The organism is Photobacterium sp. HL06 (assembly GCF_059552575.1).
In genome coordinates this window covers 2,242,407-2,256,825 of the sequence record NZ_CM183914.1, presented here as the reverse complement: position 1 = coordinate 2,256,825, position 14,419 = coordinate 2,242,407, and the positions used below count along the sequence as shown (strand labels likewise).

The 14,419-nt window shown below is 45.3% G+C and carries 11 protein-coding genes and 1 tRNA gene; 6 read left to right on the top strand and 6 right to left on the bottom strand.

What is annotated here, in order from left to right:
- Positions 1–83 precede the first annotated feature (83 nt).
- Together AC51G0_RS10525 and AC51G0_RS10520 are read right to left on the bottom strand one after the other, a co-directional pair.
- The gene (locus AC51G0_RS10525; protein ID WP_496298318.1) at positions 84–269 is read right to left on the bottom strand and encodes a hypothetical protein; all 186 of its coding nucleotides are present in this window, start codon (positions 267–269) and stop codon (positions 84–86) included.
- Between the two features lie 483 nt (positions 270–752).
- Positions 753–829: transfer RNA gene (locus tag AC51G0_RS10520), tRNA-Pro, on the bottom strand.
- Positions 830–1,666: 837 nt separating this feature from the next.
- On the opposite strand from AC51G0_RS10520, the gene AC51G0_RS10515 reads away from it, so the two are divergent.
- The 3 genes from AC51G0_RS10515 to AC51G0_RS10505 all read left to right on the top strand — a co-directional run bounded on the left by AC51G0_RS10515 (position 1,667) and on the right by AC51G0_RS10505 (position 4,124).
- Positions 1,667–1,969, top strand: a complete 303-nt coding sequence (locus tag AC51G0_RS10515) for a hypothetical protein (protein ID WP_496298317.1) — start codon at positions 1,667–1,669, stop codon at positions 1,967–1,969.
- Between the two features lie 455 nt (positions 1,970–2,424).
- Positions 2,425–3,282 (top strand): ABC transporter ATP-binding protein, encoded by an 858-nt coding sequence (locus AC51G0_RS10510; protein ID WP_496298315.1) that lies wholly within the window; start codon positions 2,425–2,427, stop codon positions 3,280–3,282.
- Complete coding sequence (locus AC51G0_RS10505; RefSeq protein WP_496298313.1) at positions 3,279–4,124, top strand: ABC transporter; 846 nt, start codon at positions 3,279–3,281, stop codon at positions 4,122–4,124. The genes AC51G0_RS10510 and AC51G0_RS10505 overlap by 4 nt, the downstream gene beginning before the upstream one ends.
- Positions 4,125–4,170: 46 nt before the next feature.
- On the opposite strand, the gene AC51G0_RS10500 is transcribed toward AC51G0_RS10505, so the two are convergent.
- Both AC51G0_RS10500 and AC51G0_RS10495 read right to left on the bottom strand, forming a co-directional pair.
- Positions 4,171–4,722, bottom strand: coding sequence for a NapC/NirT family cytochrome c (locus tag AC51G0_RS10500; protein ID WP_496298312.1), 552 nt, complete (start codon positions 4,720–4,722; stop codon positions 4,171–4,173).
- 14 nt (positions 4,723–4,736) lie between these two features.
- A complete protein-coding gene (locus tag AC51G0_RS10495; protein WP_496298311.1) occupies positions 4,737–5,339 on the bottom strand; it encodes a c-type cytochrome in 603 nt (200 codons plus the stop codon).
- A gap of 467 nt (positions 5,340–5,806) precedes the next feature.
- Here AC51G0_RS10495 and AC51G0_RS10490 point away from each other — a divergent pair, with 467 nt between their 5' ends.
- The 3 genes from AC51G0_RS10490 to AC51G0_RS10480 are packed head-to-tail and all read left to right on the top strand — an operon-like array spanning position 5,807 to position 11,156.
- Positions 5,807–8,053: an OmcA/MtrC family decaheme c-type cytochrome gene (locus AC51G0_RS10490; protein WP_496298310.1), complete on the top strand. Its 2,247-nt coding sequence runs from the start codon at positions 5,807–5,809 to the stop codon at positions 8,051–8,053.
- A 55-nt stretch (positions 8,054–8,108) separates the two neighbouring features.
- Entirely contained in the window at positions 8,109–9,104 is a 996-nt protein-coding gene (locus AC51G0_RS10485) for a DmsE family decaheme c-type cytochrome (RefSeq protein ID WP_496298309.1), read from the top strand.
- A gap of 15 nt (positions 9,105–9,119) precedes the next feature.
- On the top strand, positions 9,120–11,156 hold the full coding sequence (locus AC51G0_RS10480; RefSeq protein ID WP_496298308.1) for an MtrB/PioB family decaheme-associated outer membrane protein: 2,037 nt from the start codon (positions 9,120–9,122) through the stop codon (positions 11,154–11,156).
- Positions 11,157–11,233: 77 nt separating this feature from the next.
- Here the strand turns inward: AC51G0_RS10480 and AC51G0_RS10475 are convergent, their stop codons facing one another.
- Positions 11,234–11,437, bottom strand: a complete 204-nt coding sequence (locus AC51G0_RS10475) for a helix-turn-helix domain-containing protein (protein ID WP_496298307.1) — start codon at positions 11,435–11,437, stop codon at positions 11,234–11,236.
- A gap of 103 nt (positions 11,438–11,540) precedes the next feature.
- Positions 11,541–14,375: an Hsp70 family protein gene (locus tag AC51G0_RS10470; RefSeq protein WP_496298305.1), complete on the bottom strand. Its 2,835-nt coding sequence runs from the start codon at positions 14,373–14,375 to the stop codon at positions 11,541–11,543.
- Between the last annotated feature and the right edge of the window lie 44 nt (positions 14,376–14,419).

Below are 14,419 nucleotides of genomic sequence, written 5' to 3'. Positions count from 1 at the left end.
GTTAAGCTTGCTTTTACATCATGTCGAACAAATGATGATTCTTATTGGGGGGCTATTAACCATACGACCCGCATATTGCCTTATTAATGGATGTAAGTTGGCTTTTGCAGGTTGTGGTAATGGATGCTGGCAGGCTGAAGCACTTCATTATCATCAATTTCATTAATTTCTGTGCACTCGTGCCCGCAAATACAGATATAGACATTGTCTTCTGATACAAAGAACTCATCAGATTGCCCACATTTATTACAAGTTGGATTGAGCTTCATTCGTGCCTCCTTTTAAAGGTATAGTACTTTGATATAGATCAGTTTCATATAATGTAAAAGGGAAACTTGGATTCATCGCAAGTTTTGACAGCTCGCACATAATACCAAGCTGAACAATTATCTGGTCTATCAGCAAGCTTGAAAAGGTTCAGATACAAGGCGCTTGATTGTAGGTGTATTCATATCCACCAAAATCGAGCAACAAAGTAGCTGAGCCTTTGCAACTTGCCCTTCGGGAGCATGCCAGCCGCTCGATATCTGCCCCAAATCGCTTTGATGTAGAACCACTATATCTTCATCAATTTGGATTGCTCTCAATCGGCTGGCATCGCTCTGATTGGATCAGATAATTATTCAGTTTGGTATAACCTCTAATTGAAAGATCATGAGATATGTTGGTGCTATATAGAAAAGAGAAGTTGACCAATCTGGCTAGCAACTGAAAATAAAGAAGGAAACGGAGCCTAGATAAAAATGGCCCTTTGGTCGGACATACTGGATTCGAACCAGCGACCCCTACTCCCCCAGAGTAGTGCGCTACCAAACTGCGCTAATGTCCGCCAAAAGGCCATTATATTCATATGCTTATTGTCTCCACTAAGGTTAACAACAAAGCTCTTCTAACGCAAAATCAAAAGGTTGATCGGTATAACAGAAATGGGAAATGAGCAGGGCGGCCTCTTTTCCATAGATCGGATTAGTGTGCACGAAAGTCGTCAGTTCTGATGCAGCTGAAATATTTTGTTTAATATAGCGGTCCATTACCGAAGTCTCGATCTGTTGAGCAAGTGAAGCACCAGTGTTGAAATAGTTATCATCTTTTCTGGCCTTCAACCTTGGTGGAGGCAGTAGCAAAGAAGAGGATAAGTACGATGATGTGTCTGCATGATGAGCTCAGGTTCACAGAAGGCTAATTGTTTATATGGTTATTATATTGTGGATGTCGGTAGAGAGTATATAAGGACAACAAGTGTCGAAGTGTGATCTTTGTAGATAACTCTTGTTGCTAAATTGTTGCTTTTGAACCAGAATACTAGAGTGAACCTGAACAGCATCTTTCCGATGGCATTTTTCACTCGTGTAATTGATGAAATTGTTTAAATTTGAGTTCACATGATAGGCATCAAGAGGTATTATCTGCCTGTTAGAATGTCTTGCTGGCTACGCTGCCATAAATTTCCATTATAATTAGAGTGTGAATAGATATCACAATCGTTACTGATGTTAATTGACAGACTACCGCCAACCTCTCCACTTCTTTGAGGTTGTCTTTCATTTGTTGAGCTGAAAGTTTCAATTGCCCGGCGATTGCCAATAGGCTTATTAGAATTACTATTGGTATCTATGCTCGGGTCTGAGTAATAACATGCTGGTATATGATTTAAGAGGTATATTTCATGGATAGTTTTGCAGCTGCTGAAAAAGCACTGACCGCAATGTTAAAGAATGTAGATTCAAGTACTGGTACGATTAAAGAAGAGCGTGCTGACTACCGTCAGATGCTAATCGATTTTGCTGATGAAGTACCAGGGCGTCAGAAAGCCGTAATTAAACGTATTCCGCTACAGAAAATTAATAATTTGATGGCTGTTTTGCATGAATTTAAGGAAGAAGCTCGTCAGGTACGGATGACAGAAATCCTAGCTTTGATGGAAAAAGATGGTGTTCATCCTGAAGACCTACTTGAGAAAGAAGAGTAATTTATAACTAACCGTTAAGCTATTATCAAACTATGCACATAATCATCCTTGCTATAGGGTGAGGGTTTTGTTCAGCACCCAAAAAGAGTTTTTAGACTTTACCTTAAGTGATTATCTTGTTTATCATCACTTCAGTAATAGGACTTTTTTACTATTTGAATTGCTAGCTACTTTTTCGTTTTGTTTTCTGAAACTTCAGCTCTAATGAGGAAGCAACGTTAAGCTATTATTCGGTATCGGTATCGGTATCGCTTTGGGTGAGTTAGGTAAGTAAGGCCGTTTAATCTGATAGGCCTGTAGTTGACTCCCGTGCAGTGAACTCTACGCATCCAGTCCTTTTTGCGAAATGCCCTTAGATTCAAGCGTCAGCAACTCAGTTGGCGCTTATTAATTCTGTCTATCATTTGGTATTATTCCCGCAATATATACATTCTCATCGCAATAGGTAAATTTACGTGGAAATATTGATTGAAGCCACTCGACTAGGTAAGTCGTACCGGCAACATCAGGCGCTCTGTGATATTAGCTTTGAGCTACGAGCCGGGCAGATCCTTGGCCTGTTGGGGCATAACGGGGCGGGTAAATCGACATTAATAAAGTCGATCCTTGGCGCACAGGCTTTTGATGGTGAGTTATCAGTATTTGGCCTTCATCCGCAAAAAAGTCGGGTGAGTGTGGTAAAAGATCTTGCATATATTTCTGATGTCGCGGTATTGCCCGGCTGGATGAAAGTGAGTCAGATTGTAAAATATATGGCTGGCGTTCACCCTTCATTTGACTTAACTAAAGCCAATCACTATTTACAAGAAACCGACATAAAGCCATCAAGTAAGATCAGCAAGTTGTCTAAAGGGATGAAAGTTCAATTACATTTGGCCTTGGTTATGGCCACCAATGTCAGGGTACTTATTCTTGACGAACCTACGCTTGGTTTGGATTTGATGTACCGCGAGAAGTTTTACAGCAGTTTGATGTCTTGGTTCAGGGAAGCCGATCGGGCGCTGATCATAGCCAGTCATGAAGTGGCGGAGATTGAACACTTCCTGACTGATATTATGGTATTAAGAAAAGGCCAGACAGTGCTCCAAGCAAGTATTGATGAACTTGAATCACGCTTTTCTCTCCTTAACGTCGGTTCAGATAATCTGAATGATGCACTGGCACTTTCCCCCCTCTATCATAAACAAGGCAGCAAAGATCATATTGTGCTATTTGAAAATACAGACAGGGAGCTGCTTCAGCCTCTGGGACAGGTTTCAAACGCAAATCTTGCCAATATATTTGTCGCTAAACAGCAGGAGATGCAATCGTGAAGACCATTATTTGTCTGCTTGAAAAAGAGTTGATTGAGTACCGTATCGTCGTAAAGCTACCGCTATTTATTGCACTGTTTGCCGTGCTGAATTTTGCATTGGTAATGAGTGGCGATAATGTCAGTTTGTCGATACAGACATCGGGAGTAGGAGAGTGGGTCTTCAGTTCAGGAGCAAGTGGTTTTGCCAGCTTTGTCGGCAAACTCAATGAACTTGTAGCTGGCTTGGCTTTTTTACTGCTGTTTTTGGCTTATGTGCCTAAAACGCTTCGTAAGGAACGCAATGAAGGCAGCTTGATGTTCTGGCGCTCGGTCCCTGTTTCTGACCATTTGGCCATTGCGGTGAAGTTGTTGTTTGCCCTTGTCATTATTCCCCTAATCGCATCAATGTTATTGCTGTTTTCTGATGGGATTGTTTGGCTGCTCGCAAAATGGTGGATGGCGGAAGATATTATGGCATCCTTCTCAATATCACTGCCGGCCATGCTTTGGCATTGGTTGAGTTTTGTTGGCCGAGCTGTGATGATTAGCCTGTCACTATTACCACTTGCTTGTGTATTGCTGGTTGTTTCACAGCTGACTAATCATCCTATGGTGGCTATTGTGATGACGGTTGTCGCAACGAAGCTGATGGCTTACCTGTTATTTGGAACCAGTGCGATTGGAGATTTTATTAGTGATGTTTACTCCCTACCACTGACCATATTGACCAATGAGCATCCGGTTGAGGCGTATTTAAGTTTAGGTATGGTGACGCACCTGGTACTTTTACTCATAAGCGCTGGACTGTTTTTGCTGTGTAGCAAACAGAGATCGACAGACGAACGGCTGTTCTGGGAATGACAGATGAAAAAACGGAGAGCAATGCTCTCCGTTTTTGATTGGATTTCTAAATATCTATGGCAGGTAAAGTATGCGCAACACCTTGGTGGCAGTCGACACAGGTCTTTCCTTTATCTTCCATCGTTTTGTGACGTCTGGCAACTGAACGCTTCTGAACGGCAAAGTCCATGCTGTCGGCTTTATGGCAGCTACGGCACTCCCTTGAGTCGTTTTCAGTCATTTCAGCCCAGACTTTTTCTGCCATTCGGCCACGATGCTCTTCAAAATTATCTTTCGTAATATCGCCACGCATGAAGGCGACAACTTCTTTTACCGCTTCGATTTTGCGGAATATATAAGGAATGAAATCATCGGCTAGGTGGCAATCCTGGCACTCTGCGCGTACACCAAATTGGTTCTTAAAGTGGATAGAGGCTTCATATTCTTCCACTACCGTGTCGATTTGTGTATGGCAGGATGCACAAAACTCAGTCGTGCTGGTCGTGTGCATCACACCCATGAAAATATTCCAGCCAATAACACCAATCAGGATAGCGAGTAAGCCCCCAAGGGGAATGCCTAATAACCATTTTGATTTGGGTCTAGTCCATAAGCCCATTGTTTGCTCTCCGTTTATTGCTGGCTCGCGTAATAATGTGAAAGCGCATCAAGCTGTTCTGGCTTTAGCACTTTCAATACCTTAACCATTCCACTTTCACCTTCCCGTTTACCATCAATATACTCATCCATTGCACCACGGAGATAAGGTCTCCATTGGCCCGCGAGAATGGAAGCATCATCATCAAGAAGGGAGCCCCCTTCGCTGTGGCATTTTTCACAGCTCTTGAGGTGGAGCTTTTCACCCAAAGCGGCTTGGTTCGCATCAAAGGGTTGTTTAGCTGGGACAAAAGCGAAGGAGGAATAGTGCGCAGCCAGCTCCTCAACCTGTTCATCGCTCATATCAGCAACAACGGAGCTCATGTCGGTGGCCGGGCGACTGGTATCACCAGAAATATAATTTACTTTGTTTGAATGACGGCCATCTAAGTAAGCAAATAATTGGTCTTGAAGTGATATTTCAGAAATCCCAGCTATAGATGGAATTGTTGGTTCTGAGCTAATACCATCCTTACCGTGACAATCATTACATTCTTGAGTTTCAACCGCAGCCATTCCGCCAGCAGAGAATAATAACAATGCGCCGGAGAAGGCACAAAAAACAGATTTAATGAACATGGCTTGCTCCTAAAAAATATCTGTTGCATTTATTAATAGAATTTCTATGGACCAATTGGATTTCTAATAGGGTATTGATCTGATGGCTAACAATAACAAAATCCAGGCTATTAAAAATATCAATGTATACCAATTTAGGAGTAGTTCATATTTTCAGATAATAAATCCGCTATGATTAACAATAAATTTAAAAGTTGATACAGGCCATCAGTTAGGTTACTTATTTTGGAGTATAATAATAAAAAACTTCAATAGTTTTAGTAAGTTAAGAATATTGCTTGAATGTTGCTCTACATCCATATTTTAATAACCATGTGCAACTGAATGCAAGAAATTGCTCGAAATGATATGCCAGATGAATTCTTATATGAATTCACTTTGGTAGTTATATTGACCAAGGTTTGAACATTAATGTCGCTTTTAATATTTTACTTGATTACAAACCTTATAATTACGAGGTGGAAGCAATGGACCGCTTGAGACGTCTATTAGTCAGTGTTCTGATGATGGGCTTATTAGCTAGCTGTGGGGGAAGTGATGGTGAAGATGGGAAATCTGGAGAGGTAGTTCCGGTTATTACTGAAACAACTTCACTTATCCTTTCAGTATTGTCAGTGGAATCTAACACAGGGCATATTAAAGTTAACTTTGAAGCAACGTCATCAGAAGGTGTTCGTTTTGTCGGATTGAACCAGCCAAGAATGACCGTGGCTAAGCTGATCCCGGCTAAAAATGGAAATTCCAGTGAATGGAAAAGCTTTATATATAACGATGTTGAACAGGCAACTTATGATAAAGATGGGGAGTTTGTAGACAATAACAATGGCACTTACAGCTACACATTCAGCAATGATGTTTTAAATGTTGCTGGTGTTCCATGGGATGAACGGACAACTCACCGTGTTGCTATGCAGGTGAGCGAAAGTTCAGGTAAGCATCCTGCTGCAAACGGTGTGTATGACTGGGTACCTTCCGGCGAAAGTTTAATTCACACCCGTGATATTGTTGCAACGGAAAGCTGTAATAATTGCCATACCAAAATAGCAATGCATGGAGGCTCGAGGCTCGAGACTGGTTATTGTGTTACCTGCCATAACCCGAGTACCACTGATCCGGAGTCCGGTAATACTGTGGACTTTAAAGTGATGGTTCATAAGATCCATATGGGTAAAGAGTTACCGGGTATCGCTGCTGAAGGTGATGGAGCTAAATACTCGATAGTTGGCTATAAAGGCACTGAGCATACCTATTCCGAGAATATTGGCGGAACGGTGAGTGGCGTACCTTTTCCACAAGACATCCGAAACTGTACCAATTGCCATGTGGGTGAAGACGATAAGCTTGTCGATCCTACAATTGCGGCAGTGGCGACATTAGATGGTGACAACTGGAAAAATGTCCAGAATATGGAAACCTGTAGCTCGTGCCATGATGATGTCGCGTTTACCCAAGCGCAGTGGGACGCTAATTCCTCTTGGATGCACAAGCACTCAGCAAAGCCTGAAGATCCTGAAGGGGTTCCGTCTTATGGCAAGTTCCCGGTCGAAAATGAAGATTGTAGCGCCTGCCATGCGCCGAGCAACCAATATGGTTCAGTAGCAGGTAACCACACTCAAGTCTTGTCTGTGTTAGATGCGATGCGTGATAGTGTGGTTCTTGATATCAAGGCAATTACTTATGCTGCAGGTAACCTGGATGTGACTGTGGGTGTTTCGATTGGAGGGACTCCAATTACGGCATTAACTGATCTTACCGATAACTTATCTAAAGAGATGCAGCTGCTGGCAAATTGGGATCAGGGTAGCGGTTATGAAATTAGTTATTCTGCGAATGAGATAGCTGTTAATGCGACCAACTGTCCCGATCCTGTCACCAACGGTGCATTTACATGTTCGAAGAGTACAATATTTGATGATGCTGCAATTCAGGCCTCTATTCTGGCTGGCCTCAACCCAACGGTTGCAGTCACTATCACTGATGGTATTGTTTGCGTCGGCAACAGTGGTGTGACCGATTGTGCTTCTGGCACTCAAATGGCGCTTAATCCACCTAAAGCTTTTTTCAACCCGGATGGTTCAAAGGCGACCACGTATGTTGAAAAAATCGGGGCGGACGTGGCGAGCTGTAATTCATGCCACAATGACCTCACCGGCCACCATAGCCAAGCCGCAGGTGGTGCCTATGATCATGCCGCTAAAGATTTGGCCCAATGTACCAGCTGCCACAATGCAACACGCGGGGCTTTCTACAATGGCCGTCCAGCTGATCTGAAGTTCCATGTTCATGCTGCCCACGGTCAAAAGTTTACTCAATACACTGATGGCCACGGCTTTGATGAGTATCCGGGTAAGCTCAATAACTGTGAATCTTGCCACACCAGCAGCCAGTATGATTTACCGAACAGCAAAAATACACGTCCTTCAGTGGCATGGAGCGGCGCACCTTTTGGCAGTCCGCAAGCTTATACCAGCCCGACGGCAGTGGTTTGTACAAGTTGCCATATTGGCGTACCTGTAGGCGCTATTGACCCAAGCGATCTTGCTGGATCAGGCCTAAATACTGAACAAATCTCGACAGCCAATCACTTTATAGGTAATGGCGCGGTATTTGGTGCTGGTACGGCAGCAGAAGCAACAGGTACAGAAGCGTGCGCAACCTGTCATGCCAAAGGCAGCGAATTTGGTGTTGATAAGGTCCACGGATTAACAGAATAAATAGCAACAGTTTGGGGCTCCCTTGAGCCCCTTTTTCCGTTATTAAGGAAAAGTGATGAATAAGTTTACACGTCCGCTAATAGCCTTAGTTGCGGCGCTTTTATTCGCCAGTGTATCTATGGTATATGCGGCTGAAAAAGCAAAAGACAAAGAGGTAGAGGAGTCCGCTTACACCTGGCAGGAAAAAATGGTGCAGGTCATGGACAAAAAATTTGCTAAGGGCAAGTATTCTTCAAAAGGGGCTGATACCTGCTTGAAGTGCCATGATGAGGAATCGGATCATGACGCCACAAAGATCTTTGTAGGTCGTCATGGGATCGTTAATGATCCCAATGGCCCTATGGCGAAGCTTCAGTGTGAGTCTTGCCATGGCCCCCTTGGCCGCCATGATAAACGTCCACGCCGTGGTAAAGAACGTGAGCCTATGATCACCTTTGGTCCCGACTCGCAGTTGCCAGCTGACAAACAAAACACCGTTTGTTTGTCATGCCATAATGATCATGACCGTATAGGCTGGCAGGGCAGTGCTCATGAGTCGGATGAAGTGGCTTGTACAAGTTGCCACACATTGCATGTAGAGAAAGATCCCATCCTGCAACCGGAAACCCAGAACGACGTCTGTACTGATTGCCACGTACAGCAAAAAATCGAGATCCATAAACGTTCGTCGCACCCTCTGAAGTTCGATGATCAAACGTGTACCGATTGCCATAACCCGCATGACTCAATGAATGATGCTTCTTTGATCCGGGCGACAGCGAATGAAACCTGTTTTGATTGTCACGCGGAAAAACGTGGTCCGTTCTTATGGGAGCATGAGCCGGTAACGGATGACTGTACAAGCTGTCACAGCCCCCACGGTTCAAACAATGATGCGTTGCTAAAGCGTCGGATGCCTCAGTTATGCCAGGAATGCCACACAGCAGTTGGCCATACCGGTAATGCTTATCCTGATGCGGTAGGTAATAAGGTATTGGGAAAAAGTTGTTTGAATTGTCATACACAGATACATGGTTCAAATCACCCTGCTGGTGATTTGTTTCGGAAGTAGACAAGGAGTCGATCAATGAAGGGAGAATTATCTTTACTTAGCGCGTCGATTTTCTTTGCCACTCATGCCGCCGCATCAGGTTATGGTATTGACGGTATTGACATCGATGAAGTGAAAACAAAACGCTGGGAATGTAAAAGTTGTTTCCAGCCAGAGACGAGCAGTGAAATAGCTATCGGCCTTGGGTATATCGGTGATGATGCATACCGTTTTGGCAATCGAATTGGTACAGACGCCGAGCAAGGTATCACAGTTAAAGGTGATCTGGCTGTCAATTATAGAGCAGAAGAAAAGTATGCCAACCTCTGGTTTCGGGATATTGGTTTTACCCGTTTCGATGTGGGGGCTGAGCTGGGCTATTATTCCGGCCTGAGGGCAAAGCTCACCTATAGCGAACGGACAACATATTACAACAACCAGGCTATGAGCCCTTATATAAACCCTGGTAGTACAGACTTGCAACTACCGTCGAACTGGGTCTTTGGCGGGTCAACGTCGAATATGACTGAGTTGGATTCATCACTGAGGCCAATAGAGCTAAAGCTGACCAGGGAGAAAGTTAGGCTAGAGTTAGATTACCATGTTCCATCACCATGGCGGCCGAGAGCCTCTTTCCAGCAGGAGAAAAAAGAGGGGCTGCAAATAGCGACAGGGGTAGCCGGAACGTCTTCTACTTTCCTGCCTAAGGTGGTAGAGCATACGACGAATTTGTTTGATGTTGGCCTTGCGTATAAGGGTGATAATTGGCTGGCTGATGTAGCCTATCATGGTTCATTATTTGTGAATGAACACGATAGCCTCAGTTGGGAGAGCCCGTTCACCGGCAATACAGATCAGATAAGCTATGAACCGGACAACCAATTTCATCAGTTGATATTGTCAGGCCGCTATCGTCTGAGTAAAACCCAGTTTGCAGGGCGAGCATCGCTTGGGCAAATGACTCAGGATGAGACGTTTATCGAGACGGGGGCGAGCCTTCCGGCTAATTCCCTCAATGCGAAGGTAAATACGGCGAATGCGAACTTGCGGGTGAACCACCGCTTGACGCAGAAGATACGATTGACTGCTGATTTTGACTATAAAGATCGTGATAATAAAACGGATCAATTTGAATGGGATGGCCGTACTAATCGTACTTATGATTCCACAACCTATAAAGCAGGTGTGAAAGGGCAGTATCGTGGTTGGAAACCTGCAAAATTAGACGTGGGTTACGACTACGAGCAGAAAGACCGTCCGGAATGGGAACGTGAAAAGACGGATGAGAATACCGTTTGGGCGAAAATGTCTAGCCGCTATAGCCAGAGTGTATCGTGGGGGCTGAAATATAGCTTCAGTGATCGTGGCGGCTCCGATTATCAGTCGAGTACCTTTGCCTCTTCGGCACAGAATGAAAACTTGCGAAGATTCAATCTTGCTGACAGAGAGCGTAGTGAGCTGAAAGCCAATCTGGGTGTTTCAGTAACAGAGGCGTTGAGTGCGACGGTTATCGCCTATGCGAGCGAGGACAATTATACCGATACAACTGTTGGACTGAGTGATGGCGAAGAGGTAGGTTACGATTTATCGGTTAACTATCGGGCTGCTGATAATATTGATATATATGGCTTTATGGGGCGGCAGTTAATCACCTATGAGCAAGCGGGTAGCGATAATGGCCGTGATGCGAATTGGTGGACCACACTGCGTGATGCGACGAATACCTATGGTATTGGTGCTGAAGTTACTGACTTGCTGGAGAAAAAATTATCTATCGGTCTCGATTACACCTACACCAAAGGTAAAGTTACTGAGTCTGTCGATCAGCGAGTAACAACGGATGGTTATCCGGATAATAAAAACTATTCACATAACGTAAATGTGTTTGCTAATTATCTGCTGACTGAACAAAGTGATGTTCGGTTGGATCTGATCTATGAGCGATACAGTGACAACGATTATTATTACAGTAATTTGGAACCGGATAGCATGAGTGGTGTATTAACCATGGGAGATTTATCTCAGGATTATAGTAATGTATTTCTAGGTGCCATGTATCGATATAGGTTCTGATTTTATTATTCACCCGGGAATAGAATAAGAACGGAGAGCAATGCTCTCCGTTCTTAATTGGATAATTGTGGTAACAATTATGCGGCAACTACATGGTTTAGATAATCGACTTCGTTCTTATACTTTCTTACATTACGAGAAAGTGTTCCCTTAGGCACATCAAAACGCTTTTCAGCCTCATAGCTGGACAAGCCATCAAAGATCACGGCCTCAACAGCGATACGTTGATTGTCTGATTTGAAAATCCGCTGAGCAATTATCTTATACTGGGTACGGTTCATGGTAATACTCACTAGGTATGTTGCGTTCTCTGCGAAAATACCCCAGCAGAGAATGTAGAATATTTTTATACACCGAGATTACCATTCGAACCCTAACAGAAGCTTAATCGATCAGACGTAGGCCTGTAGGCAGTGCATCACCAAATACACGCTTGGTTTCAGCCTCTGTTAATACTTTCACTTCAGACACCATCTGAACCCAACTTTCAGGTGCTTTGCTCGCTCTTAGCTTGGCAACGACCTCAGATCGGTTCTGGGCATCGATATCAAGGGCACGGTCACCCGTCATCCGACACATCATCACCGCGGCAAAAGCGATATTTGGATCTTTGCGCCAGTCGAATTCAATCAGCTCTGGTAAGCAGTAGGCAATATGCTGTGGTGTCAGTAAGTTATGCGCGCTGCCATAAAACGGGCTACGGGTTGCAATGCGACCAATGGCCCACCAGTGTGCCTGTGAATACTGGGTCTTTTGCAGGCGACCAAATATCCATTCGATTAATTGCAGTTTTTTATCAAACGGCAGGTGCTCTAACGAGGCGGCAAGACGAACCATGTCTTCATAGCTTCGTTCCTGTAATTCTTTGCTCAGCTTGCTGTCTCGAGTTGCACTTGGGCTGATGTATTTCGCGATGTCTTTGAAAATCACCAGCTGTTGTTCTTGTGTCAGTCCTCCGGCGATCCGGCGCCAGAAGGTCCACCAATCACTCCAGGTTTGGGTGTTGGAATCAAACTGGATCCCTTGCTGGTACAGCGCCCAGACTTGCTCCATCCGCCAGTCATCTGAAGGGTAGCCGAACCCCGGACGCATGGCAAAACCGGTGAGTTTTAGCCAGTTTCGTTCATGAATGTCTGAGCGGCGGCGACGTTTTTTACTCTCAAGCAGGGCATTGGCCAATTCGCGTAGGCAAGGTGTTTCCCAGTTGCCACGTTTACCCAGCATTTTCTCAAGATTGTTGCGCAGTGTTTTGATTGCTTTGCTGTCAGCATTTTTGGTGCTGCCGCCATAGACTTGCTTAATCGCACTGATTGCATCGTCCATGCGGGCCGGAAGAATGGATTCCGCCATGGTTGAATCATCGCTGCCTCGGTTAAGCTTGGCCAAATCTTTCCGGATAGCGAACTCCACCTTCCAACGCTTGCTGTCATCGGTCACGCTGACACATTCAATTTGCAATGTGCCGACTTCAGTAAGCTGACAGGCTAATGTGACTTCTTCGCGATCTTTCTGGTTTGCCGCAAGCTCGGCACGGTCGCGATCACTGTCTAGCGTTGCAATGAAAGGGGGCAGGGTAACAAAGCTGTCGCTATCGATGGCAAATAGCTCACCAGCCTCGGTGTGATTGTCATCGGTAGAAGAAACTAGGTTAAAACGAACGGGTTCGCCAAGCGTCAGGGCAAACTTGCGTTGCTTAAGACGAACTTCTTCGCCTTCATCAATCCCTTTGGGTAGGATGCAGATCCCTTGCTTGCCTTTTTTCTTGTCTTCTAGGGCAAGAAAGAACGAACGCGCCGAACCACCACCAATTTTTAGCTGTGCACCGTGGCGTGCTTTGGCATAAGCGACGGCACCATAGGCAACGGCAAGATCCGGGTGAGGGTTCTTAAGTTCAGTGACAGCGTCACCTTTCCAGTGTGAGAACGTCGTTAGTACACGGTCAGAGAGCAGTGGGCTATTAAATACCCCGCCATTTAAAAGTACAGCGGCAGGGATAGCCGGCAAGCTTTCATCAATTTCCGTGCCGCTGTCCTGCAGCGCTTCACGGCAAACGGTATCATGCAAGTCGATAAACTGGGCCAGGTGCTTACTGATAGCCGGATCGGCGGCGTAGGGAAGGCCGAATTCTACAACTGCAGCCTGACGCTGGCTTGGCTGATCCTTGTATTCTGTTTGTGGGAAGAAACCATCCAGAGCAATGCTGTGGACTTCCTCGCGAGTCAGTTCAATACTCTTAGCGCCGCCAATCAAGCGCGAACCGCTACCCAGCAACGTCACTTTAGCTGACTCCGGCGCATTGCCTGAAAGCAGCTGTTCTTTAACCTTGCGGGTTTGCTGGATCAGTTTTGACAGACCGGCTGCGCTGAGCTTTTTGCTACTTCCGTGCAGGCGTTGTTCTGCTTTGTGAGCCAAAGCGAGATCCAGGTTGTCGCCACCTAGCATCAGGTGATCGCCGACACCGATACGATCCAGTGTTAGCTTGTCTTTATCCGTGCTGACCTTGATCAGGCTGAGATCCGTAGTACCACCGCCGACATCGCATACCATCAGCAATGGAATATCTTTTAGTTGCTCTTCGGCATCTGCTTTGTTTTTGGCATACCAGTCGTAGCACACCGCCTGAGGCTCTTCCAGCAGCAAGATCTTTGGCAACCCTGCCATGGCCGCGGCTTCAAGCGTGAGCGCTCGTGCGGCTTCGTCAAACGATGCCGGGACGGTAACTACCACTTCTTGTTCGGCTAGTTTGGCATCTTGGTGGTGATAGTCCCATGCCTGACGGACATGGTTTAGGTAGCTGGCACTTGCCACAACGGGAGAGACTTTCTTAACACCGCGGTTAGAAGACCAGGGAAGAATGGCTTCGCTGCGGTCAACACCTGTGTGAGAGAGCCAGCTCTTGGCACTGACAACTTGGCGCCCCTCAACTTTTGCACCCAGTTCACGTGCAAACTCACCAATAATGGCATTGTTGATGTCACCTTTAACCGGTTGGATATCCCAAGGCAATACCAGTTCAGATGGGCTTATTTCATCTTCTGCTGGGTGATAGCGAAACGAAGGCAGGAGGGGTTTACGGGCAACTTCACCCGGTGCAATAAGCTGGTCAATTTCAAAGATGTTGACTGGGCTGGATTCAAGCTCGTCGGTGATAGGCGTATAAGCAACAACAGTGTGAGTAGTACCTAAATCGATACCGACTAGATAACGAGGGGCAGACATTGATTACTCCGTTAAAATTACGGCGCATCGTGGATGCGCCGTAA